The organism is Sorangium sp. So ce363 (genome assembly GCF_051520435.1).
Taxonomy (GTDB): domain Bacteria; phylum Myxococcota_A; class Polyangia; order Polyangiales; family Polyangiaceae; genus Sorangium; species Sorangium cellulosum_B.
This window is the reverse complement of record NZ_CP150333.1, coordinates 11,961,809-11,983,813: the sequence shown is the minus strand read 5'-3', so window position 1 is coordinate 11,983,813 and position 22,005 is coordinate 11,961,809. Positions and strand designations below refer to the sequence as shown.

The 22,005-nt window shown below is 72.6% G+C and carries 21 protein-coding genes; 14 read left to right on the top strand and 7 right to left on the bottom strand.

Annotation, left to right across the window (positions count from 1 at the left end; genetic code table 11):
• The first annotated feature begins 11 nt into the window (after positions 1–11).
• The 3 genes from WMF12_RS45075 to WMF12_RS45065 all read left to right on the top strand — a co-directional run bounded on the left by WMF12_RS45075 (position 12) and on the right by WMF12_RS45065 (position 4,497).
• Positions 12–2,675: a M1 family aminopeptidase gene (locus WMF12_RS45075; RefSeq protein ID WP_437854905.1), complete on the top strand. Its 2,664-nt coding sequence runs from the start codon at positions 12–14 to the stop codon at positions 2,673–2,675.
• Between the two features lie 44 nt (positions 2,676–2,719).
• Positions 2,720–3,508 carry an enoyl-CoA hydratase-related protein gene (locus WMF12_RS45070; protein ID WP_437854903.1) on the top strand — a complete coding sequence of 263 codons (789 nt, stop codon included), beginning with the start codon at positions 2,720–2,722 and terminating at the stop codon, positions 3,506–3,508.
• Positions 3,509–3,621: 113 nt separating this feature from the next.
• A complete protein-coding gene (locus tag WMF12_RS45065; protein ID WP_437854901.1) occupies positions 3,622–4,497 on the top strand; it encodes a hypothetical protein in 876 nt (291 codons plus the stop codon).
• On the opposite strand, the gene WMF12_RS45060 is transcribed toward WMF12_RS45065, so the two are convergent.
• Both WMF12_RS45060 and WMF12_RS45055 read right to left on the bottom strand, forming a co-directional pair.
• Positions 4,460–4,783, bottom strand: a complete 324-nt coding sequence (locus WMF12_RS45060) for a hypothetical protein (protein ID WP_437854899.1) — start codon at positions 4,781–4,783, stop codon at positions 4,460–4,462. The genes WMF12_RS45065 and WMF12_RS45060 overlap by 38 nt on opposite strands.
• 56 nt (positions 4,784–4,839) lie before the next feature.
• Positions 4,840–5,991 (bottom strand): FAD:protein FMN transferase, encoded by a 1,152-nt coding sequence (locus tag WMF12_RS45055; protein ID WP_437854897.1) that lies wholly within the window; start codon positions 5,989–5,991, stop codon positions 4,840–4,842.
• Between the two features lie 159 nt (positions 5,992–6,150).
• On the opposite strand from WMF12_RS45055, the gene WMF12_RS45050 reads away from it, so the two are divergent.
• The gene (locus WMF12_RS45050; RefSeq protein WP_437854895.1) at positions 6,151–7,338 is read left to right on the top strand and encodes an amidohydrolase; all 1,188 of its coding nucleotides are present in this window, start codon (positions 6,151–6,153) and stop codon (positions 7,336–7,338) included.
• Positions 7,339–7,344: 6 nt separating this feature from the next.
• On the opposite strand, the gene WMF12_RS45045 is transcribed toward WMF12_RS45050, so the two are convergent.
• The gene (locus WMF12_RS45045; protein WP_437742903.1) at positions 7,345–7,929 is read right to left on the bottom strand and encodes a hypothetical protein; all 585 of its coding nucleotides are present in this window, start codon (positions 7,927–7,929) and stop codon (positions 7,345–7,347) included.
• Between the two features lie 227 nt (positions 7,930–8,156).
• Here WMF12_RS45045 and hemE point away from each other — a divergent pair, with 227 nt between their 5' ends.
• The 7 genes from hemE to WMF12_RS45010 all read left to right on the top strand — a co-directional run bounded on the left by hemE (position 8,157) and on the right by WMF12_RS45010 (position 17,648).
• On the top strand, positions 8,157–9,206 hold the full coding sequence (gene hemE / locus WMF12_RS45040) for a uroporphyrinogen decarboxylase (protein WP_437547498.1): 1,050 nt from the start codon (positions 8,157–8,159) through the stop codon (positions 9,204–9,206).
• Positions 9,207–9,440: 234 nt separating this feature from the next.
• Positions 9,441–10,226, top strand: coding sequence for a class II glutamine amidotransferase (locus tag WMF12_RS45035; RefSeq protein ID WP_272096333.1), 786 nt, complete (start codon positions 9,441–9,443; stop codon positions 10,224–10,226).
• A 1,060-nt stretch (positions 10,227–11,286) separates the two neighbouring features.
• Positions 11,287–12,186: a diguanylate cyclase gene (locus WMF12_RS45030; RefSeq protein WP_437742902.1), complete on the top strand. Its 900-nt coding sequence runs from the start codon at positions 11,287–11,289 to the stop codon at positions 12,184–12,186.
• A 43-nt stretch (positions 12,187–12,229) separates the two neighbouring features.
• The gene (locus WMF12_RS45025) at positions 12,230–13,588 is read left to right on the top strand and encodes an aspartate aminotransferase family protein (protein ID WP_437854890.1); all 1,359 of its coding nucleotides are present in this window, start codon (positions 12,230–12,232) and stop codon (positions 13,586–13,588) included.
• A 40-nt stretch (positions 13,589–13,628) separates the two neighbouring features.
• Positions 13,629–14,831 carry an acyl-protein synthetase gene (locus WMF12_RS45020; protein ID WP_437854888.1) on the top strand — a complete coding sequence of 401 codons (1,203 nt, stop codon included), beginning with the start codon at positions 13,629–13,631 and terminating at the stop codon, positions 14,829–14,831.
• Positions 14,831–15,952: an acyl-CoA reductase gene (locus tag WMF12_RS45015; RefSeq protein ID WP_437873957.1), complete on the top strand. Its 1,122-nt coding sequence runs from the start codon at positions 14,831–14,833 to the stop codon at positions 15,950–15,952. Before WMF12_RS45020 ends, WMF12_RS45015 begins: the two co-directional genes overlap by 1 nt.
• Positions 15,953–16,085: 133 nt before the next feature.
• Positions 16,086–17,648 carry a GAF domain-containing protein gene (locus tag WMF12_RS45010; RefSeq protein ID WP_437854887.1) on the top strand — a complete coding sequence of 521 codons (1,563 nt, stop codon included), beginning with the start codon at positions 16,086–16,088 and terminating at the stop codon, positions 17,646–17,648.
• A gap of 27 nt (positions 17,649–17,675) precedes the next feature.
• Here the strand turns inward: WMF12_RS45010 and WMF12_RS45005 are convergent, their stop codons facing one another.
• Complete coding sequence (locus WMF12_RS45005; RefSeq protein WP_012241230.1) at positions 17,676–17,816, bottom strand: hypothetical protein; 141 nt, start codon at positions 17,814–17,816, stop codon at positions 17,676–17,678.
• 115 nt (positions 17,817–17,931) lie between these two features.
• Here WMF12_RS45005 and queD point away from each other — a divergent pair, with 115 nt between their 5' ends.
• Positions 17,932–18,294 (top strand): 6-carboxytetrahydropterin synthase QueD, encoded by a 363-nt coding sequence (queD, locus tag WMF12_RS45000; protein ID WP_012241229.1) that lies wholly within the window; start codon positions 17,932–17,934, stop codon positions 18,292–18,294.
• Between the two features lie 4 nt (positions 18,295–18,298).
• Positions 18,299–18,583, top strand: coding sequence for a (2Fe-2S)-binding protein (locus WMF12_RS44995; protein WP_272096324.1), 285 nt, complete (start codon positions 18,299–18,301; stop codon positions 18,581–18,583).
• Between the two features lie 58 nt (positions 18,584–18,641).
• On the opposite strand, the gene WMF12_RS44990 is transcribed toward WMF12_RS44995, so the two are convergent.
• Both WMF12_RS44990 and WMF12_RS44985 read right to left on the bottom strand, forming a co-directional pair.
• Positions 18,642–19,469 carry a class I SAM-dependent methyltransferase gene (locus WMF12_RS44990; RefSeq protein ID WP_437854883.1) on the bottom strand — a complete coding sequence of 276 codons (828 nt, stop codon included), beginning with the start codon at positions 19,467–19,469 and terminating at the stop codon, positions 18,642–18,644.
• Complete coding sequence (locus tag WMF12_RS44985; RefSeq protein ID WP_437713732.1) at positions 19,469–20,146, bottom strand: HEAT repeat domain-containing protein; 678 nt, start codon at positions 20,144–20,146, stop codon at positions 19,469–19,471. The genes WMF12_RS44990 and WMF12_RS44985 overlap by 1 nt, the downstream gene beginning before the upstream one ends.
• A 213-nt stretch (positions 20,147–20,359) precedes the next feature.
• On the opposite strand from WMF12_RS44985, the gene WMF12_RS44980 reads away from it, so the two are divergent.
• Positions 20,360–21,295, top strand: coding sequence for a M23 family metallopeptidase (locus tag WMF12_RS44980; RefSeq protein WP_437854881.1), 936 nt, complete (start codon positions 20,360–20,362; stop codon positions 21,293–21,295).
• Here the strand turns inward: WMF12_RS44980 and WMF12_RS44975 are convergent.
• Positions 21,277–21,966: a response regulator transcription factor gene (locus tag WMF12_RS44975; RefSeq protein ID WP_437713728.1), complete on the bottom strand. Its 690-nt coding sequence runs from the start codon at positions 21,964–21,966 to the stop codon at positions 21,277–21,279. The two genes, WMF12_RS44980 and WMF12_RS44975, sit on opposite strands and share 19 nt — an antisense overlap.
• Positions 21,967–22,005 lie beyond the last annotated feature (39 nt).

The following is a 22,005-nucleotide window of genomic DNA, read 5'->3' as shown; positions in this document are numbered from 1 at the left end:
ACTCCGCGGAGATGTCCATAGAGTACCGGCTCCACTCGCGCTGCGCCTGCGGCTCCGTGCTGTCGTCGTCCGAGTTCGCGGCCGCGTCGCGGCCCTTCACGCTGGCCGGGACGAGGCGCGTCTACGAGCGCTCGCGCCCCTTCACGATCCGGCACATCGCCCTCGATCTCGCCCTCGACGTCGAGGCGCGCTCGATCCGCGGCACGGCGCGGCTCGACGCGGTCCGCGTCGACCCCGGCGCGCGCGAGATCGCGCTCGACGCGATCGGCTTCGACCTCGAGGCGGTCGAGATCAGCGCCGGGGCCGGCCGCGCCGCGAAGCCCAAGCGCGGCGCGGGCAAGGCGGCGAGCGGCGCGTTCCACCCGGCCGAGCACACGTACGACGGCGAGACGATCCGCGTCGCCGTGCCGCTCGACGAGGCCGAGGTGTCGATCCTGGTCCGGTACCGGGCGACGCCGCGCCGGGGGATCTATTTCCTCCAGCCGGACGAGCACGTCCCCGACCGCCCGCGCCAGGTCTGGACGCAGTGTCAGGACGAGGACGCGCGCCACATCTTCCCGTGCATCGACAAGCCCCATATCAAGCAGACGACCGAGCTCCGCGCGCAGGTGCCGCCGGGCTGGTACTGCCTGTCGAACGGCGAGCTCGCGAGCGACGCGAGATCGCAGAAGGAGGGCGTCTATCACTACCGGCTGGACGAGCCTCACCCGAGCTACCTGTTCACGCTCGTGGCGGGCGAGTTCGCCCGCATCGACGACGCGGCGCTCGACGTCCCGCTCGCGTACTTCGTGCCGAAGGGGCGCGAGGAGGACGGCCGCCGCACGTTCGCGCGCACGCCGGACATGATCCACCACTTCAGCGAGAAGCTCGGCGTCAAGTATCCCTTCCGCCGCTACGCGCAGGTGGTGGTGAGCGACTTCATCTTCGGAGGGATGGAGAACACGACCGCCACCACGATGTACGAGCACATCCTGCTCGACGAGCGGGCGGCGCTCGACATCTCGTCGGACGATCTCATCGCCCACGAGCTCGCGCACCAGTGGTTCGGCGATCTGGTGACCTGCCGCGACTGGTCGCACGGCTGGCTCAACGAGGGATTCGCGACGTTCATGGAGCACGTCTATCGGGAGCACCACCTCGGCGCCGACGAGTACGATCACGGCCTGAAGGCCGATCTCGACTCGTACCTTGGCGAGGCGCGCGGGCGTTACCGGCGGCCAATCGTCTGTCAGGACTACGACGCGCCGCTCGACGTCTTCGATCGACACCTCTACGAGAAGGGCGGGCTCGTGCTCCACTTGCTCCGCCGGGAGCTCGGAGACGAGCTCTTCTGGCGCGGGGTGAGCACCTACCTGACGCGCCACGCGCGCGGGGTCGTGGAGACACGGGATCTCGCCCGCGCGCTCGAGGACGTGAGCGGCAAATCGCTGGAGCGCTTCTTCGAGCAGTGGGTCTTCCGCGCCGGGCACCCCGAGCTCGACGTGAAGATCGAGATCGAGGGCGACCAGTGCACCGTGACGGTGAAGCAGGCGCAGGCGGCCGGGCAGCCCAGCCGGGAGCACGCGCTCCAGCCGGACGCCTCGACGCCGCCCGTCTTCGCGTTCGACCTGGTGCTCGATTTCGGCTTCACGGAGGGCAAGGGCTCGATCACGCGGCGCGAGGTGCGGCGCGTGGATCAGGCGGCGCACACCTTCGTCATCCCGCTCCCGCGGCGGCCTCGCTTCGTGGTGGTGGATCCGGACCTCAGGATCCTGGGCGAGGTCCGGGTCGACGCGCCCGGCGATCTCCTGCGGGCGCAGCTCGCCCACGCGCCCACGGCGCGCGGCCGCATGCTCGCCGCGAAGCCGCTCTCTCGGCGGGACGACCCGCCGACGGCGCGGGCGCTCGGGCAGTCGCTCTCGGACGCGAGCGAGTTCTGGGGGGTGCGCGCCGCGGCCGCGGCCGCGCTCGGCGCGCTCCAGTCGAGCGCGGCGTTCGCGCTGCTCGAGGGCAGCGCGGGCGTGGAGCACCCGAAGGTGCGCCGGGCGGTCGCGAGCGCGCTCGGCAGCTTCCGGTCGGCCAAGGCGGCGGAGGTCCTCGGCAAGCTCGCCCTGCGCGACGCGAGCTACCTGGTGCAGGCCGAGGCGGCGCGCGCGCTCGGGGCCACGCGGCAGAGCTCGGGGTTCGAGACGCTGGTCGATCTCCTGGATCGCCCCTCGTGGGGCGAGGTCATCCGCTGCGGCGTGATCGACGGGCTGGCCAACCTGCGGGACGAGCGCGCCGTGCCGCACCTGACGGCCCGCACGCGCTACGGCGTCCCGACGCGGGGGCGGCGGGCGGCGATCATGGCGTTGCCGAAGCTCTCCAGCGATCGGCGGACGCGCGAGCTCCTCGAGGAGCTCCTCGATCAGCCGGATCCGTACCTCCGGGTCGACGTCGCGCGGGCGCTGGGCGATCTCGGCGACGGCCGGGCGCGTGGCGCGCTCCAGCGGCAGCTCGACCGCGATCTCGACGGGCGGGTGCGGCGTCGGATCCGCGAGGTGCTCCGCGACCTGGGCGGGGCGGGCAAGCGCGAGCTCGACCGGCTGCGGGACGAGCTCGAGGCGCTGCGCCGCGACAACGCGGAGATCAGGGCGCGGCTTGGCAAGCTCGAGGCGGCGAGCACCAAGGCCAAGAAGGCGGCCGACGCCAAGTGAGCGAGCCTCTTTGCCGCGCCGCCGCGGTCGGCTAGGCAGGCTCCATGTCGGAAGCCACTCCCGTGAAGCTCGACCGGCGCGGCGCGGTCGCGGTGCTCACCATCGATCGGGCGGATCGCCGCAACGCGCTCTCCCGGGACGCGCTGCTCGCCTTCGGCCGCCTCGGGCGCGAGCTCGTGGACGACCCGGAGGTGCGCGCGATCGTGATCACGGGCGCCGGTGACAAGGCGTTCTGCGCGGGCGCCGACCTCAAGGAGCGGCAGGGCATGAGCCCCGACGACGTCCGTCGCCAGGTGGGCCTGTACCGGACCGACCTCGGGGTGCTCGCGCGGAGCCCGAAGCCGGTGATCGCGGCGATCAACGGCGTCGCGTTCGGCGGGGGGCTGGAGCTCGCGCTGATCTGCGATCTCCGGGTGGCGGCGCCGCACGCCGAGCTCGCGCTGCCGGAGACGTCGCTCGGCATCATCCCGGGCGCGGGCGGCACGCAGCGGCTGCCGCGGGTCGTCGGCGAGGCGCGGGCGAAGGAGATGATCCTGCTCGGCAGGAAGCTCACCGCGCCCGAGGCGCTCGCCTGGGGCCTCGTGAACCGGGTGTCGCCCGAGGGGACGCCGGTGGTCGACGACACGATCGCGTGGATCGAGCCGATCGCGAGCGGCGCGCCCATCGCGCAGGCCGCGGCGCTCGGGGCGATCGACGACGGCTATGACGTGCCGCTCTCGCTCGGGCTCGAGATCGAGCGGGTCCACTACGACGAGACGCTGCGCAGCGAGGATCGGCTGGAGGCGCTGCGCGCGTTCGCCGAGAAGCGGAAGCCGGTCTACAAGGGGCGGTGAGGGCAGCGACCGGCGGTGACGGCGCGCCTCTGCTCGCTCTGGGAGCGGCCCCGCGGCGCGCACTGGCCCGGCGGCGAAGCTCGTGTGACTGCCTTCGTGCTAGCCTTGTCCGCATGGATCCCAAGCCGACCGGCGCCGCGCTCCTGCTCGCCCCGGCCGCCCGGGGCGGCGCGGCGGTGAGGCTCCCGCCCGCGGAGCCGCAGCGGGCGCATTTCCCGGCCGTCGATGAGCACCTCGTGGCGCCCGAGGTGACGCGCGACGAGCTGATCCGTGGGCGCAAGGTCGTCGCGGCGCCTGCGCTCGAGCCGCACGCCGAGCAGCAGGTGCGGCTGGATTTCCTGATCGCGCCGCACCTTCGGCCCGGCTACATCGGCGCGGCCGATCTCATCACCCGCGTCGCCGAGAGCTCGGATTTCGCCACCGACCTCTCCATTCGCAGGGCGGGGACCGATCCGGCGACCGGGCGCCGGTATCTGGAGGAGCTCTCGTTCGAGATCGTCAACGAGCAGTCGATGCGGGACGCGCGCGAGAAGGCCGAGGATCTCGTCGCCCGGGGCGTGCGCCGCGTCTTCGTCATCTTCGTCAAGCGTGACGAGATCGCCGAGTGGTCGGCGGCTGAGGGGCGGTTCGTGCCGCTCGCGCCTGACGCGACCATCGAGGATCCGTGCTTGATCCGTCCGATCCCCGTCCGCGCGTTGCTCGACGGCGCGGCGGCCGAGCGCGAGGTCGTCCGCGCGCTGGAGCGCAAGGGCAATCCTGAAATCGAGGCCATCAAGGCCCGCGAGCGAAAGGCAGCGCTCGATGAGGGGCGGCGCGCGGGGCTCGACGAGGGCCAGCGAGCCGTGCTGCTGCGCCAACTCCGGGCGCGGTTCGGAGAAGTGCCCGAGGCGAGGCGGGAGCAGGTCCTCGCTGCGTCCGGGGAGCGGCTCGCGGTATGGGCCGAGCGGATCCTCACGGCCGGGACACTGGACGAGCTCTTCGAAGGCTGAAACGCCGCACATCGCAGGCGGCTCCTGCGCCTGAACCCGTGCGCGTGGAGGCGCTCGCCAAGGCGGCGGCCGCATCCGGGATCAGATCGGGGCTCGTCGAGGCGCTCTGCTGCGTAGCGACGATTATCGCTTCGCGGCACCTGGCATCTGCAAAAATAAAATCTCCAGCAGATGCATCGACATCTCCCTCGTTGAGAAGGGCAATTGCAACATTGAATTCGTCTTGATGTTTGATGGCCCGAAGCTCCTCGGAAAGCGCGCGCACGCCGCAAGTTTCCGAGAGCACGATTGGCTCCACACGCAAAGCGCAACACCTAAAACCTAGCCTCAGGGCCGAGACCACTACAGCCCATCGGTCGGCTGCCGCAGCACCTCGACCTTGCCCTCCAGCCGCTTCGACACCCACACCTTGTTGTTCCGGTCGACGATCACCGCGCCGCAGTCCTCGATCGACTCGACGAGCGCGAGCCCCTTCTCGGCCCCCAGGATGAACGCCGCATCATCGACGGCGTCCGCGGTCAGCGCGTCCTTTGCCCAGATGGTCACGCTCCGGCTCCCGGTCGCCGGGAATCCGGTCCGCGGATCGATGATGTGGTGATAGCGCCTGCCGTCCTTGATGAAGCTCCGCTCGTAGTCGCCCGCCGTGGAGAAGGCGTGGTCCTCCACCTCGATCATCGCGAAGTAGTCGTTCGCGTCCTTGCCGCGCGGGTCCCGCACCCCTGCCCTCCACGGCGACCCGTCCGGCTTCTTTCCGGCGATGTACAGGTCACCGCCGGCCTGCACGAAGAACGACGTCAACCCCTCCACGCGCAGCACCCGCGCCGCGGCGTCGACGGCGTAGCCCTTCGCGATCCCGCCGAGGCTCATCCGCATCCCGGGCTTCCCGAGCATCACCGTGCGCCGCGCGCGATCGATCTTGATCTGCCTGTGATCGATGAGCGCGCGCGCCCGCTCGACGTCTTCCTTGCGCGGCACGTTGTCGTCGATGTCCTCGTCGAACTTCCAGAGCCCGTGCATCGCCTCGAAGGTGACGTCGAAGACCCCCTCGGAGCGCTCGCTGATCCAGAGGCTCTTCTCGATCACGGCAAGAGACTCCGGGCTCACCTCCACCGCGCCCTTCCCGGCCGCCGCGTTGACCCGCGACAGCTCGCTGTCCGGCCGCCAGGTCGTCATGAGCCCCTCGAGCCTGCGGATCTCGGCGATCGCCTTGTCCAGCCGGGCCCTGATCGCCGCCTCATCCATCGCCTCGCTCGTGTAGGCGGCGAGGAGCAGGCTCGTGCCCATCGCCCTCGCCTCGACCGCGACGCGGGCGGGCCCGGCCTGCGGCGGAGCGGCCTGGGCCGGCAGAGGCGCTGCGCTCGAGGCGGCCGGCCCGGCCTCCTGGCGCGCGCGTGGGGCCGCGTCGCAGGCAGCGAGCGCGAGCGCCGCCGCGAGGCAGGGGCAGAAGCAGAAGCAGAAGCAGAAGAGGAGCGGAGAACAGCGCGGTCCGTGCATTCGAGGGTCCTGGCTCCATGAGAAGTCCCGACAGCGTGGCGGCGCGCGAGCGCGCGAGCGCGCGAGCGTCACCACCGGGCGGCGTCGGCGGAGCTCCTCCGCCAGCGCCACCATGGCCCGGGCGAGCCGCGCGGATCCAGAGTAGTATCGCTCGCCGCTATGAACCTCGACCCGAGCCGCATCCAGCGTGACATCGACGACCTCTCCCCGGACCTCCGCGAGATCGCCGCGCGCATCCACGCGAACCCCGAGCTCCGCTTCGAGGAGCACAGGGCCGCGGCCTGGCTCGCCGAGGCCGTCGAGAAGCGCGGCATCCAGGTCGAGCGGGGGCTCGCCGGCATGCCCACCTCGCTCCGCGCGCGCATCGGGCGCGGCGGGGGTCCCCACCTCGCCATCCTCGCCGAGTACGACGCGCTCCCGGAGATCGGCCACGCTTGCGGGCACAACCTGATCGCGGCGGGTGCGCTCGGCGCGTTCCTCGCGCTGGCGCGGCAGAAGGACGCCGTGGCCGGCACCATCGATCTGGTCGGGACGCCCGCCGAGGAGGGGGGCGGCGGCAAGATCAGGCTGCTCGAGGCGGGCGCCTTCGAGGGCGTCGACGCCGCGATGATGTTCCACCCGTTCGATCGCGACCTGCTCGCGCACGACACGCTGGCCAGCGCCTGGCTCGAGCTCCAGTTCCGCGGCAAGCCGTCGCACGCCGCGCTCGCGCCGTGGGACGGCAACAGCGCGCTCACGGCCTGCCTCGACACCTTCCGGCTGATCGACGGCCAGCGCGTCCACTTCCGCGACGGCGTGCGGGTGCACGGGTTCATCAAGAACGGCGGTCAGGCGGTCAACATCATCCCGGAGCTCGCCGTCGCCGAGTTCTCGGTCCGCGCCCTCGACACCGAGGAGCTCGCCCGCGTGCGGGCGATCGTGGAGCGCTGCGCCCGCGGCGCGGCCATGGCGAGCGGGTCCGAGCTCACGCTCGTCGATCAGGGGGGCTACAAGAACATGGTCAACAACCGGAAGATGGCGCGCCGCTTCGGCGAGCACCTGCGCGCCCTCGGCCGCTCGCCGCTCGAGATGGACCCCGCCGTCGGCACCGGCTCGACCGACATGGGCGACGTGTCCCACGCGCTCCCCGCCATCCATCCGTGGATCGCGATCTGCGGCAAGGGAGAGACGACCTGCCACCAGCACGCGTTCGCCGCGCGCGCCGCGAGCCCCGCCGGCCAGGACTCGATGCTGATCGCCGCCAAGGCCATGGCGATGACGTGCGCGGATCTCCTGCTCGATCCCGAGCTGCGGCAGGGCGTGCGCGAGGAGTTCGCGCAGCGGAAGGCCGGGGCGAGCGCGCGCTAGGCGCGTTCAGCCGTCGTCCTGAAGGGGGTTCCCGAGATCGTCCATCAGCCCGGTCCCCCCCTCGATCGGGATCGCCCGCGCCAGGGCGACCCGCTCCAGCATCACCGACAGCGCGATCTTGTCTCCGACGTCCGGCAGCCAGGTGCGGGACCCATCCCAGAGATCGAGCCGGATGTTGCTCGCCGGCACGGTCCCGCTGACCGCCGCCGCGCCGCCGGCGCTCGCCTGCGCGGAGGGCACCGCCATCCGGTCGATCTGCGACCAGGCGAAGCGCCGCACGCGCGGCACGCCGAAGGTGAGCAGCTCGCGCAGCTCGATCCCTTCCGGGTGCACGACGACCCCCCGCATCTGCTCGCGCAGCACCATCGCCAGCGCGCTCGCGCACAGGACGATGGCGCACACGCTGGAGGAGACGAGCCGGTGGCGATCGCCCTCGACGACGTACTGGAAGATCCGGGAGCTCGAGGGAGCGTTCTGGCCGTAGAAGATCACCGCCGAGACGCCGAGGGCGAAGGTCAGGTAAAGCAGCGCCGGGAGGCGCTCCTTCAGCGGCGGCCCAAACGCGATGCGCTTCTCGGGCCTGTACGTCATGTCAAAGCCGGGAGGTCGGGAGGGACGCGCCATAGACTCCTAGTCTACACGGCGGGGGAGCCGACGCTTGGGTCCGCCCCCTCGACCGGGCCGCCTCGTGCCGGGCCGCGCCGCGCTCCCGGCGACCCACGTGCGGGCGAAGGGCTGAAACCCATTGCCGGGCGATGGCTGAACGGACATGAAGGGGCGTCCCGACGGCGTCCCGTCGGCCCCTCCTGGAGCCTTCCATGCACGATCGCTTCCTGCGCGCCTGCCGGCGAGAGCCGACCGATGTCACGCCCGTGTGGTTCATGCGCCAGGCCGGCCGGTACATGGCCGAGTACCGGGAGCTCAGGAAGAAGTACACGCTCCTCGAGATCTGCAAGACGCCCGAGCTCGCGCTCGAGGTGACGCTCCAGCCGCTGCGGCTCGGGATGGACGCGGCGATCCTCTTCGCGGACATCCTGCTGCCGCTCGAGCCGATGGGCGCCCCCTTCGAGTTCGCGAAGGGCGAGGGCCCGGTGATCCACGAGCCCGTGCGCGATCGGGCCGGCATCGAACGGCTGCGGGTGTTCGAGCCCGAGGAGGGCCTCGGCTACGTGCTCGACGCCGTGCGCCTCATCCGCAAGGAGCTGGACGGCAAGACGCCGCTCATCGGCTTCGCCGGCGCGCCGTTCACCATGGCGAGCTACCTGGTCGAGGGGGGCAAGTCGAGCGACTACCGGCTCACGAAGCAGCTGATGTGGAGCGACCCCGAGGCGTGGTCGGCGCTGATGGGCAAGATCTCGGAGGTCGTCCGCCGCCTGTTGCGCGCTCAGGTCGCCGCGGGCGCCCAGGCGGTGCAGCTGTTCGACTCGTGGGTCGGCTCGCTCTCGATCGACGACTACCGCGAGCACGTGCAGCCGCACGTGCGGCACATCCTCCGCGACCTCGAGGCGACCGGGGTCCCGGTCATCCACTTCGGCACGAACACGGGGGCGCTCCTGGAGGCGCAGCGCGACGCCGGCGGCACGGTGATCGGCGTCGACTGGCGCACGCCGCTCGACAAGGCGTGGCAGCGCATCGGGTACGATCGTGCGGTGCAGGGCAACCTCGATCCGCTGCTGCTCTGCGCGCCGCGCGCCGTCGCCGAGCGCCGCGCGCGCGCGGTGCTCGCGGAGGCCGGCGGGCGCGCCGGGCACATCTTCAACCTCGGCCACGGCATCATCCCGGAGACGCCGGTCGATACGGTCAAGGCGGTCATCGATCTCGTCCACTCCATCCCGCGCGCGTCGCTCCAGGGCGAGCCGGATCGCTGACGCCGCGCATCGCGCCGCGGCGTCGACCGGGATCGCGCGGCGGGCGCCAGGCCGCGCCGGCGCATCGCGCCGCGCCAGCGCATCGCGCCGCGCCAGCGCATCGCGCCGCTGACCAGGATCGTGCGACGAGGAGCGAGGCCGCGCCGCTGCCTGGCCCTGATGAAGAAGCCGCATCGGCGCCTCACCGTCGAGATCTCAGACCCCCTCCCGGGGTGATATGGTCCAGCCGCGAGCATGTGCGAGCTCCTCGGGATGGAGTGCAACGTCCCCACAGACATCGTCTTTTCGTTCAACGGCCTCCGGCACCGGGGCGGCCGCACCGGTCCCCACGCTGACGGTTGGGGCCTCGCGTTCTTCGAGGGGCGCGCCGCGCGCGTGTTCCTCGATCCGAGCCCCGCCGCGGAGAGCCCGCTGGCGCGATTCCTCAGCGAGACGCCCATCAAGACGCTGCTCGCGATCGGCCACATCCGGCGCCGTACCCGCGGCGACGTGCTTCTCGCCAACACGCACCCGTTCGTGCGCGAGCTCTGGGGACGCCACTGGGTCTTCGCGCACAACGGCACGCTCCCTCGCGTCCGGCGTCGCGCGCTGGGCCGCTTCAACCCCATCGGAACGACCGACAGCGAGCACGCCTTCTGTTACCTGCTAGAGGGCCTCCGCAGCTCGTTCCCCGGCTATCCGCGCCGGCCCAGCGAGCTCTGGGAGGCGATCGCGGCGCTCGGCGGCGAGCTCGGCCAGGACGGCACGTTCAACTTCCTGCTCGGCGACGGGCGCCACCTCTTCGCCCGCTGCGCAACCCGGCTCTGTCACATCATCCGCAAGGCCCCCTTCGGCATCGCGACGCTCCTGGACGACGATGTCCGCGTCGACTTCTCGGCCGTCACGACCCCGAAGGATCGGATCGCGGTGGTCGCGACGAGCCCGCTCACCGCGAACGAGACCTGGACCACGGGACGACCGGGCGAGCTCTGGGTATTCGACGGCGGCGAGCTGCGCGCGACGCTGTCGTCGCTCGCCTGACCGACGCGCCAGCGCGGTGTCCACCCCTCGCGCGCTGTCGTGCCGCGGCCTGGAGATGGGCACGGCAGCCTGAAAAGAAAAACGCCGCGACGGACCTGGGGGGGGAAGGTCTCCGCCGCGACGCAGGTCTATCCTACGCACCCTGTGTGCCAAGTCAACTAACCGGCACGCTGGCGGGGCCGCTGCGCGGTCGCGGCGCACGCGGTTCCGCTCCGTTCCGCTCGGTTCCGCTCCGTTCCGCTCCGTTCCGCGCCGCTTCACGCCGTTCTGCTCGGCTTCGCTCGGTTCCGCTCCGGTGCAGCTCCGTTCCGTGCCGCTTCGCTCCGATGCAGCTCCGTTCCGTGCCGCTTCGCTCCGATGCAGCTCCGTTCCGTGCCGCTTCGCTCCGTTCCGCTTCGCACGGTTCCGGTCCGCTGCGTTCCGCTTCGCTCAGTTCAGCGTTGTGATGCGCCATGGTTTTGAGGCAGAACTCACAGAGCCTCGTCCCCGCAGAACGCGGACATGCCAGGCGAACAGACACATCGTGTTCCAGCGAACCATTCTCTCCCTTGCCGGCTCAATCGCTCGCCGGACGGGTGGCGGCGCGCTCGGGAAACGCATAGAGAGACCCGCGTCCTCGGCAGCTCGGGCTGCACAAGAGGAAAGAGATGGGGCGTCAACTGCGATAGCAGCGCACAGCGCCCCACAAGGCGCATCGGCGAGCACCGGCGGTGCGGGGCGCCGCGTGAGCGGCGGCAAACGGCGGCGAGGGGCGGACGGCGTGCGGGGAACAAGCCGAGAACGTGGAAGGGCGCGACGAGCGCAACGAGCGCGACGGAGCGCAGAGGGCGACGTAGGCCCTTGTCGGGTCGGGAAGGCGGAGGAAGCACTGAAGACGGCTCCGCCCGGATGGCCGTCTTGACGGGAGTCGGGGCATGTCAGTACGCTTTGACGTTGGGCGAGCTAGGGCATATCGAACCGTTGCATCGCGACCGAAGAGCCACGCCCGGGTAGGTTCCGTCTCGGGAAGAGCTCGAACGATGTCGAGGCTAGGTCGCACGACGGGTTGGGCTGAGCGCGCGTGAGTGACTTCGACGAAAAGACTCGTGTAACGCAGGTGGTCCAGCCCCCACCGGGCGGCGGCAGCAAGAACACGACCGACTGCCTGGTCGTGATCTACACGAAGGAGCCCACGCTGCTCGGCAAGCGGTTCGTGCTGGAGAACAACCCGACGCGGGTCGGTCGCGGCGCGGACAACCACATCGTGCTCGACGGCGACTCCGTGTCACGAAGGCACGCCCATTTCGAGCAGCGGCCGAACGCCTGGATGGTCGTCGACGATGGGAGCACCAACGGGACGTACTGCAACGATGAGCAGATCTCCCGCGAGGTGGTGCTGAAGAACGGAGACCGGGTGAAGATCGGCCCCACGATCTTCAAGTTCCTGTCCGGCGCCGACGTGGAGGCGCAATACCACGAAGAGATCTACCGGATGACCATCATCGATGGTCTCACGCAGATCCACAACAAGCGCTACCTCTACGAGGCGCTCGAGCGCGAGATCATCCGCGGCCGCCGCCACGAGCGGGACCTCGCGATCCTCCTGTTCGACATCGACCACTTCAAGCGCATCAACGACGTCCACGGCCACCTGGCCGGCGACTTCGTGCTGAAGGAGGTCGCGCGCATCGTGCAGAGCCGCATTCGCCGCGACGAGGTCTTCGCGCGCTACGGCGGCGAGGAGTTCGCCATCATCCTGCCGGAGACGTCCATCGAGGGCGCGGCGGCCCTCGGCGAGACCCTGCGTCAAAAGGTCGCGGAGCACCTGTTCGTGTTCCAGGCCGACAGCATCCGCGTGACGATCAGCGTCGGCGTGGCGCTCCTCCAGGAGGGTGATCGCACCGCGAACGACCTCATCAAGCGCGCGGACGAGCGCCTCTACCACGCGAAGAACAGCGGAAGAAACCGGGTGTGCGCCTGAGCAGCCGCCCGCGGGCGCGCTAGGTTCCGGCGGAGGAAGGACGATGCCGAACAGCGATCTGCCGCTGCCGGCGGCGCCGGACGCGGGCAGCGGCGCTGAGCTGCCCGCGATCCTGTCGACGCCGCCTGGTCCCCTGTCGCGGAGCGCCCTCGAGCGCCTCGAGCGCGTCGAGTGCCCGGCGTTCGGCCGGCGGCGCGAGGCGCGGGCGCAGAAGAGCGGCGCCGACATGCTGCCGATCGTGCTGTCGCACGGGCGCGGCGCGAACGTCTGCGACGTCGACGGGAACCGCTACGTCGACCTGTGCGCCGGCTTCGGCGCGCTGCTGCTCGGCCACTCGGCGGCGCCGGTGCGGCGTGCGGCGGAGGAGCAGCTGTCGCGGCTGACCCTCGCGCTCGGCGACGTGTACTCGGCCGACGTGAAGATCGCCCTGCTGGAGCGCCTCGCGGCGCTGCACCCCGGGCCCTCGCCCATGGCGCTGCTCGGCCAGAGCGGCAGCGACGCGATCACCGCGGCCGTCAAGACGGCGGCGCTCTCGACGGGACGGCCGGGGCTCGTCGCGTTCGAGGGCGCGTACCACGGGCTCGGGTACGCGCCGCTCGCGGCGTGCGGGCTGCGCGAGAGCTACCGGTCGCCCTTCGCGGAGCAGCTCAACCGGCGCGTGACGTTCGCGCCCTACCCACGCGACGAGGCGGGCGCCGCGCGCTCGGTCGACGCCGTCGAGCTCGCGCTGCGCGGGGGCGACGTCGGCGCGGTCCTCCTCGAGCCGATCCTCGGGCGGGGCGGCTGCGTCGTCCCACCCGACGCGTTCCTGCGCGCGGTCTGCGAAGCGGCGCACCGGCACGGGGCGCTCGTGATCGCGGACGAGATCTGGACCGGCCTCGGTCGCTCGGGGGCGATGACGCGGACGGGAGAGCTCGGGGCGCCGGTCGATATCCTCTGCTTCGGCAAGGGGCTCGGCGGCGGGCTGCCCATCTCCGCGTGCGTGGCGCCCGAGCCGATCATGCGGGCGTGGGCGCGCGAGGGCGAGGTGGTCCACACGTCGACGCACTCCGGATCGCCCCTCGCGTCGAGCGCCGCGCTCGCGACGCTCGACGCCCTCGACGAAGGTCGGCTGGCCGCGCGCTCGCGCGACGTGGGCGCTCGCTTCCAGGCGATGCTGCGAGAGGCGCTCCCGCGCAGGGCAGGCGTCGTCGACGTGCGGGGCGCGGGGCTCATGGTCGGCGTCGAGCTCGAGAGCGCCGAGCTGGGGCTCCGGGCCATGCGCGGGATGCTGGCCGAAGGGTACCTGGTCCTCACGGGCGGGGTGCGCGGCGAGACGCTGACGCTGACGCCGGCGCTCACCATCCCCGAGGCGCTGCTCTCGGCCGCGGCCGGCGCGCTCGCGCGCGTGTTGACGGCCTAGCGCGCGAGCGGAGCAGGACGCGCGTGCTATCCCGGTGCCCGTGGGACCGATAGACCAGAGCGAGGCGCTGCACCGCCGCGCGCGGGCGTTCATCGAGGCGGCGGCGCTCGGCGTGGACAGGGCGGGCTCGACAGGCGCCGGCCGAGCGGCGGCCGCCTCTCCTCCGCAGGACCAGGGCGAGCGCGGGGCGCTCCCGGAGACCTTCGATGCGCTCGCGATCGCACTCGCCCGGCACCAGGCCGCGCATTGCGCGCCGGTGGCCCGCCTCTTCGAGGCGCGCGGCGCGGACGTCGCCGCGATGGATCACGCGGCGCAGATCCCCGCTGTGCCGTGCGACGTGTTCCGGTTCGCGCGCGTCGCGGCCCACCCGCCGGAGGCGGACGAGCGCGTCTTCCGCACGAGCGGAACCTCCCTCGGCGCGGCGTCCCGCGGCGAGCACCCGTTCCGCACGACCGCCACGTACGAGCTGGCCGCGCTCGCGTGGGGGGAGCGCCTGCTGTGGCCCGACGGCGCGCGGCTCCGGGCGATCGTCCTCGCGCCGCCGCTCCACGAGGCGCCGGACTCGTCGCTCGGGTTCATGATCGACCGCTTCGCCGCGCGCCTCTCGGGGCCGGCGAGCTGGCACGTTCGTGGCGGCGAGCTCGACGCCGCGGGGTTCGCCCGCGCGTGCGCCGAGGCGCGCGCCTCGGGAGAGCCGGCGCTCGTGCTCGGCACGTCGTTCGCTTTCGTTCATCTGATCGAGCACCTGATCGAGGCGCGGCTGCCTGAAGGCGCGGCGCTGCTGCCCGAAGGGAGCCGGGTCATGCAGACCGGCGGCTACAAGGGCCGCTCGCGCGAGGTGCCCGCGGAGGAGCTGCGGGCGTCGATCGCGCGGGCGCTGGGGGTTCCCCTCTCGCACGTGGTGAGCGAGTACGGCATGACCGAGCTCTCCAGCCAGCTCTACGAGGGCACGCTCGCGGCGGCGCTCGCCGGCGCACCGGGCGCGGCGCCGGGGCTGTACCTCGCGCCTCCCTGGACGCGCGTCACCGCGGTGGACCCCGAGACGCTCGCGCCGCTCCCTGCGGGCGCGATCGGGCTCGCGCGGATCGTCGATCTCGCGAATGTCGACTCGGCGGTCGCCATCCAGACCGCCGACCGCGTGCGCGTCACCGCGGAGGGCGTCGAGCTCCTGGGCCGCGCGTCCGGGGCGCCGCCGCGCGGCTGCTCGATCGCGATGGACCAGATGCTCGGCGGCGGGCCGTGATGATGGACGACGGCGCGGCGCGGCGCCTCCGGGTCGAGCGCGCGGTCGCCGCGGCGGCGCGGATCGCGGACGCGCGCGATCCGCTGGGCGAGGAGGCGCGCCAGCGGTTGCCTTCCACGAGCGGCCTCTCGCCCGAGGGCGTGGAGCTCGCGCTCGACCGCCACCTCGAGATCGCGCCGAGCGACGGCGAGCTCGACGCGCTCGTGGCGTCCTCGGGGCGCGCGCGCCGCTGCCACGTGGTCCTGGCGGCCAACGTCTGCACGGCGCCGCTGCGGGCCATCGCCGTCGCGACGGCCACAGCGCCGGAGGTCTTCGTGCGCCCGTCCCGCCGCGATCCCGTCGTCGCGGAGCTCCTCGTGCGCGCGCTGCAGGCCGACGAAGGCTTCCGCCGCGCCGGCGGGGCCATCGCGCTGGTCGCCGACATCACGCTCGGGGACGCCGGAGCGGCGGCCGGCGAGCGGGTTCCCGGGGATCTGCCGCACGCCGAGCTGCACGTCTACGGCTCGGACCAGACCGTGGCGACGCTGCGGGCCCAGGCCGGCCCGGGCGTGCTCGTGCGCGGGCACGGCGCCGGCCTGGGGCTCGCCGTCGTCGGCCTGGACGCAAGCCTCGTCGAGGCGGCGCGGGACATCGCCGGGGACGTCGTGCCGTTCGATCAGCGCGGCTGCCTGTCGCCGCGCTTCGCGCTGGTGGAAGGCCCGGCCGAGCGCGCGGAGGCGCTCGCGCGCGGCCTGCACGAGGCGCTCGAGGAGGCGGGCGCGCGCGTCCCGCGCGGGCCGCTCGACGGCGCCGCCCGCGCGGAGGTCACCATGTACCGGGCCACGCTCGACGCCGTGGGCTCGTTCTGGGAAGGTCGAGGACACGGGGTCGGCCTGGATCCGGCGCCGCGATCGCTGCTGCTGCCGCCGGCGGCGCGCGTCGTCCACGTGGCGGCGAGCAGCGCCGAGGCCGCTCCGGCGCTGCTCGCGCCGATCCGCGGCGCGATCACCGCGATCGGCGCGGGCGGAGGCGGGATGCTCGCGCGCGCGGCGGCCGCGGCTGCCCCACGCGCCCGGCTCTCCGCGCTCGGGCGGATGCAGCGCCCGCCCCTCGACGGCCCTGTCGATCTGCGGACGCCCTGACGTCCAGCTGCCCGCGCTGGCGGCTCGCAGCGAGCGCGCACGTCGCGCGGCCACGCCGTCCAGACCGCGACACGATCGGGACGTGGTGGGAGCAAGGTGCGCTCGAGCGACGGTGTGTGATAGCGATCATGGCATGTCGTCGCGCACCGATCCGAAGGCGACCCATCCGCCCACGGAGCTCGAAGCGATCGCGAGCCCGTCGGCGACGCCGTCCGGCGTGGAGGGCTCACGGGACAGCCTCGTGGACCGCGCGCTGGACGAGCTCCGCCCCGACGAGGAGGACGCGTCCCTCTCGAGCGATCCGGCCGGCAGCTCGGCCCGCGTCGCGAACGCCGACGATGAGGGCGCGCCGCCGTCGGTCGCCTCCGCGAGGATCCAGGTGCGCCGCGACGAGCGCCTGGATCTCGTGATCGAGTACCTGGCCTTCGTGGCGAAGCCGATGCCGCTGTCGCTCCTCCTCGACGAGGCGCCGCAGCGGATCGCCGCGATCCTCGGCGCCGACGTGGCCTCGCTGTACCTCCTCGAGGGCGACGGCGACGAGCTGGTGCTGCGAGGCAACGTCGGCTTTCCGCGCGAGGCGCGCGGCACGGTGCGGCTCTCGGTCGGGCAGGGCATCACGGGCATGGCGGTCGAGTGCCTGCGGCCGATCTCGGTCGTCCAGGCGACCGAGCACGAGCGCTATCGAGCGTTCCCTGAGCTCCGTGAAGAGCGCTTCCCGGTCTTCCTCGCGGCGCCCATCCTCGGCAGCGGCCGCCCGCTCGGCGCCCTCGTCGTGCAACGGGCGGGCGATCGCGCCTTCACGGCGCGGGACGTCGAGCTCGTCATGGCGCTGACCGCTCCGATCGCGGCCGGCGCTCGCCACGCGCAGGTGCTCGACGAGCTGCGCGAGCGGCGGCGGCGCACGGGCGGTGGCACGCGCAAGGTCACGCTGCCGGGGTTGCCCGTCGTCGCCGGGCGCGCGCTCGGCGCCATCGCGGCCCTGCGGCGGCCGGCGACCTCATCGCTCGGCGCGCGGCAGGGCAGCGGCGATCCGAAGCTCCTGCGGCTCGCGTTCGACATCGCGGAGAAGGCGCTCCTCGACCTCAACGCCCGCGCAGCGAAGCGAGGGCTCGCGCAGGAGGCGGCGTTCCTCTCGACCTACCTCCTGATGATCGGCGACGGCCGCCTGCGCGCGCGCGCCTTCGAGCTCGCGGCCAGCGGGCGCAACGTCGCGCAGGCGCTCGGGACGGTCGCTCGCGAGGTGGCGCGGGCCGCCAACGGGATCGTCGGTGACCCGTTCCTGCAGGATCGCGCCCGTGACATCGAGGATCTCTGCGATGCGATCCTGATGCTGGCGACCCCGGATGCCCGGGCCGAGCTCCCGTCGAAGGCGGTCCTCGTGGGAGACCAGCTGACGGTCTTCGACCTCTTGATCTCCGCCCGGGCCCACCCGGTGGGCGTCGCGCTCAGCGACCGGTCCGGGCCGCGCTCGCTCGTGCTCCTCCAGCTGCTCGGCGTGCCGTCGATCGTGGATGTGGCGGGGGCGTTCCGCTGGGCGTCGCCAGGAGACGTCGCGCTCCTCGACGCGGATCACGGCTTCCTGGTGATCAACCCGTCCCGGGCCGAGGTCGCGACCGTTCGCGCGGCGCGACGCAGGGGCCCCGCGTCGCCGGAACCCGACGAAGACGACGACGAAGAGGACGAGCCGGCGAACTGAGCACTGGCCGGGGCCAGTGCTCGCGGCTCAGCTGCCGGACCGCGCGGCGGCGGCCGGCTCGGCCGGCGTTCCCTGGGCGCTCTGCAGCTCCTTCTTGGCGCGCCAGTTTGCCAGGCGCTTCGTATCGCGACGCTTCTTCTTGGCTCTCACTGCGGGCTTCTGCGGCATGGCCGGCGGTATAGTCGCTCGAGCCCCTCGAGGGAACCCCGTACCTCACGCCGCCCCCTGTTCAGGCCACGGGGCGTTGACGCCCCACGGCGACCGCCCCATGACCGCTGCTCCGATGAACGTCCGTCTCGTACACGAGTTCCGCTTCGAGGCCGCCCACCGCCTTCCCAAGGTGCCGCAGGGGCACAAGTGCGCGCGCCTCCACGGTCACAGCTTCAAGGTCGAGGTCGCGATCCGCGGCCCAGTGAACGAGGAGACGGGGTGGTTCATCGATTACAGCCACCTCTACGAGGCCTGGGCTCCCCTCCACGACCTGCTCGATCACCACTACCTGAACGAGGTCCCCGGGCTGGAGAACCCGACGAGCGAGGTGCTCGCACGGTGGATCTGGACCCGCCTCGCGCCGTCGCTGCCGTCCTTGAACCGGGTCACCATCTTCGAGACCTGCGACGCCCGCTGCGAGTACGAGGGCGACTAGGTCGATGAAGACGCTCGTCTGCCGCTGCGAGGACGTCACGCTGCACGAGCTCGAGGCCGCGATGGATCGCGGCTACAAGGACATCGAGTCCGTCAAGCGCTACACGGGCTTCGGCACCGGCTGGTGCCAGGGCAAGTGGTGCCTCGCGCTCTGCGCGCGGCTCATCGAGGAGCGCGGGGGCGACGCCCGGAAGCCGATCACCCCGCGGCCGCCGTACCACCCGGTCTCGCTCGCGGCGCTCGCCGGGCTCGACGAGCTCGGCCTCCGCGGCGGCGGGCGCGAGCGCTAGCCGCGCTCGCTGGCCGCGCTCCGCGCGATCAGCGCCCTGGCCCGATCGTCGATCGTGATCAGACGAGGGGGCGCCGAGCGCTCGCGCACCCGACGTTCACGGTCAGCTCGAAGACCCCTTCGGACCAGTACTTCGAGACCGCGTGGTGCAGGTACTTGAGCATCGAGTCGATGATCTGCGGCTCGACGTCGAGCATCGCCGTCGACTCCGGGATCACCATCAACCTCGAGATGGGATCCTCGAGGAACTCACGCCCGCTCTCGAACGACACGGCGATGAGCTGGACGTCGACCTCGACCTCGTCGAGCCCCGCGCCCTCGATCTCCTCGGCGATGGTCTCGATCGTGGGGCGGCTGACGGCGGCGGCGTCCACCGCGGCGCCGAGCTCCGAGAGATCTTGCTTGAGCGCGCACTCCCGCGCGATGTCCGCGATCTCCGGGAACGAACCGCGCAACGGCAGCGCGATGAGCGCCTGGCCGCCGGGGACGAGGACCCGGCGCAGCTCGGCGAGGAGCTGCGCCCGCTCGCTCGGACGGCAGACCGGGTGCAGCGTGAACGCGTGGGAGAAGCTCGCGTCCGGCAGCGGCGTCGGAAGGGCGTCGGCGAGCACGTAGCTCGCGTTCATCCCGGAGAACAGCGCGGCCTTGTCGCGCGCGAGCTCGAGCGCGGCGGCGGAGCCGTCGACGCCCACGAGGGTCGCGCCGGGCAGCTTGTCGGCCACGATCGCGTCGGGGAAGCCGCTCCTGCAGCCGAGGTGGACGACGCGCGCCGCCTCGGAGGGCAGCAGCATCTCGACCGCCAGCGAGGCGAAGAACGAGAGGTAGCGCGGGACGACCGCGTGCTCGAACAACACGGCGTCCGCCGCGCTCAGCGGCGGGCCGATCATCAGGCGACCCCGTCCTCCTCGTCGTCGTAGGGCGCGAGGAGGCTGAGCGCCTCTTCGGCGAGCTCGCCGATCGTGACCTCCGACGTCGCGTCGTCGCCGCCGTCGTCCGCGAGCTCGACCGTGCGCTTGTCGTCGAGCAGCGGCTGGATGAGCGGCGCATGCGCCGGGTCACCGATCTCGACCAGCGTCTCGATCGCCGCCGCGACCGCGTCCGGATCCTTGTGGCCCAGGAACTGGCTGAGCAGCTTCGGCACGCCCGGCTCCGGCACCTCGGCGATGAGGTACGGCAGCTCCGGGAGCGCCGACGAGCCCACCGGCAGCCGCTTCAGCGCGCGCTCGATCGCCTGCGCGACCTCCTTGAACCGATCGTAGGCCAGCGTTTCGATCTCCTCGCCCGCGGCCTGCCGCGCCTCGGGGTGCTCCGACGCGAGCACATCGATGAGCGCGTCGAGCGCGCGCGGCCCCTCGTGCTCGCCGAGCAGCGACGCGATACGCACCAGCCGGAGCGCCGCCTCGTCCTCGTCGTTCTCGCGCGTCGCGGCCGCGATCGCGTCCGTGAGGACATCCAGCAGCCCATCGCCGGGCATGGCCGTCAGGTCGTCGTGGAGCCGGCGAGCCGTGCGCTCCGCGTCGAACAGCTTGTTCAGGGTCGTCTCGATGGCTTGACGATTTTGCACGAAGAGGAGCTATCAACAGCGCGTCGCCTCCGCAAGCCGGCAGGCAACAAGGGCCTGTTCCTCGCGAATTCCCGTCCACGGCGGGCGCGGCCGCGCGTGCCCGGCGCCGCCCACGCCGGGACCGCCGCGCGCAGGCCGGGCGGGACGAGCACGCCGCCGCTGCATCGAGCTCGCCCGCCGCGCGCGATGCGGTAGACCGTTCGTGGCATGCGTGTGTCCGGCTCATTGCAAACCCGCCCGGCGAGGGCGGCGGTCTCCCCTTCCCCGCTGGTGCGCGGCGCCGCGGCGTCGGCGCTGGTCCTCGCGCTCGGCGGCATCGACGATCCCGAGCCGCCGCCGCCCGCGGTCGTCCCTCCGGCGGCCGCGGCGCGCGGCGCCGCGGGTGCGGCGGCGCTCTGCGGCCCGCGCACCGTGCCGGAGGGCGCCGCCTGCGTCCCGCTGCCTGCTCCGGGCGCGCCGCTCCCCGAAGGCGGCGCTGCGGCGCTTTCTGACCCTGCCGGTGCGCGCCCCGCCAGAGCGGGCACGCGCAGCCAGGCCCACGAGCACATCCCCCGCCGCCCGGAACGTCCGGCGAGCGCCGCCGCGTACACGTTCCCGATCGGCGCGCCGGACGCGCCGCCGGGGTTCCTCCTTGTCGAGGACGCTCCAGCCGGGGCGGGCGCGCTGTCTGCAGCGGGCTCCGTCGCCGCGATCGGCGCGGCGCGGCCCGAGCCGCCGTCGTGGATCGGCGGGATCGACATCGCCGCGACGCGCGGCGAGCGGGTGGCGGCGCTCAGGCTCGAGGGCCAGGAGGGGAAGGCCGAGGTCGTCTTCGTCGGCGCGCTGTCCGGGATCACGGTGGCCACGGCGCACGACGTGCGCGAGGCGCGCGACGTGGATCGCGTGCGCAGGTACCTCCTGCTCCATGGCCACCTCGATCGCCCTGGCCCCGGCGTCGTGGCGGGCGCGCGCCTCGACGCGGGCGACGTGGTCGGGTACGCCGGCGAGACGGGCAGCCCGGGCCTCGTCCGGCTGCGCCTCGAGGCGCGGCAGATCCGCGAGGGTGCGCGCCTCTCCGAGCCCGATCCGAAGCGCATCACCGACGCCGCGGTGACGGTGCCTTGCGACCTCCGCAACGTCCTGCCGCTCCGTCAGGGAGCGAGCTTGTAACCGAAGCCGTAGACCGTGAGGATGTGCTCCGGCTTGTCGGGCGAGCGCTCGATCTTCTTGCGCAGCTTGACGATGAAGTTGTCGACCGTGCGGTTCGACGGCCCGGCCTCGATCCCCCAGATCTTCTGGAGGATCTCCTCGCGCGAGACCGGCTGGCCCACGCGCTCGTGCAGCAGGCGAAGGAGCTCGACCTCGTAGAACGACAGCTGATCCGAGCGCGAGCCCCGCGAGACCGTGTGCGCGGTCATGTTGATCTGCACGTTGCCGATGGAGAACACCTCGACGGGCGCCTCGGCCGGCCGGGCGGCGCGGCGGAAGAGGGCGCGCAGGCGGGCGATGAGCTCGCCCACGCTGAACGGCTTGGTCACGTAGTCGTCGGCGCCCGCGTCGAGGCCGCGGATCTTGTCGATCTCCTGGCCGCGGGCCGTCAGCATGATGATCGGCACGAATGCGTCCCAGCGCCGCAGATCCTCGCAGACCTTGAAGCCGTTGGTGTCGGGGAGCATGAGGTCGAGGAGGATGGCGTCCGGCTTCTCCTGCCGCGCGAGCAGCACGCCGTCCTTCCCCTTCGAGGCCGACGCCACCGAGAAGCCCTCGAACTCGAGGGCGTCCGTCAGCCCCAGCACGATGTGGGGCTCGTCCTCGATGATGAGAATCTTCTTCCGTGCCACCACGACGGAGTCCGGTCTTAGCACAAAACCGGGCAGGTC

Bases quoted from the DNA above. Each gene is read 5' to 3' on its own strand.
- WMF12_RS45045 (WP_437742903.1), bottom strand. From the start codon at position 7,929: ATGACGTACAGGCCCGAGAAGCGCATCGCGTTTGGGCCGCCGCTGAAG.
- WMF12_RS45065 (WP_437854901.1), top strand. From the start codon at position 3,622: ATGGATCCCAAGCCGACCGGCGCCGCGCTCCTGCTCGCCCCGGCCGCC.
- WMF12_RS45025 (WP_437854890.1), top strand. From the start codon at position 12,230: ATGCCGAACAGCGATCTGCCGCTGCCGGCGGCGCCGGACGCGGGCAGC.
- WMF12_RS45010 (WP_437854887.1), top strand. From the start codon at position 16,086: ATGTCGTCGCGCACCGATCCGAAGGCGACCCATCCGCCCACGGAGCTC.
- queD (WP_012241229.1), top strand. From the start codon at position 17,932: ATGAACGTCCGTCTCGTACACGAGTTCCGCTTCGAGGCCGCCCACCGC.
- WMF12_RS45070 (WP_437854903.1), top strand. From the start codon at position 2,720: ATGTCGGAAGCCACTCCCGTGAAGCTCGACCGGCGCGGCGCGGTCGCG.
- WMF12_RS44990 (WP_437854883.1), bottom strand. From the start codon at position 19,469: ATGATCGGCCCGCCGCTGAGCGCGGCGGACGCCGTGTTGTTCGAGCAC.
- hemE (WP_437547498.1), top strand. From the start codon at position 8,157: ATGCACGATCGCTTCCTGCGCGCCTGCCGGCGAGAGCCGACCGATGTC.
- WMF12_RS45015 (WP_437873957.1), top strand. From the start codon at position 14,831: ATGATGGACGACGGCGCGGCGCGGCGCCTCCGGGTCGAGCGCGCGGTC.
- WMF12_RS45055 (WP_437854897.1), bottom strand. From the start codon at position 5,991: ATGCACGGACCGCGCTGTTCTCCGCTCCTCTTCTGCTTCTGCTTCTGC.
- WMF12_RS45050 (WP_437854895.1), top strand. From the start codon at position 6,151: ATGAACCTCGACCCGAGCCGCATCCAGCGTGACATCGACGACCTCTCC.
- WMF12_RS45005 (WP_012241230.1), bottom strand. From the start codon at position 17,816: ATGCCGCAGAAGCCCGCAGTGAGAGCCAAGAAGAAGCGTCGCGATACG.
- WMF12_RS45035 (WP_272096333.1), top strand. From the start codon at position 9,441: ATGTGCGAGCTCCTCGGGATGGAGTGCAACGTCCCCACAGACATCGTC.
- WMF12_RS45075 (WP_437854905.1), top strand. From the start codon at position 12: ATGTCCATAGAGTACCGGCTCCACTCGCGCTGCGCCTGCGGCTCCGTG.
- WMF12_RS44995 (WP_272096324.1), top strand. From the start codon at position 18,299: ATGAAGACGCTCGTCTGCCGCTGCGAGGACGTCACGCTGCACGAGCTC.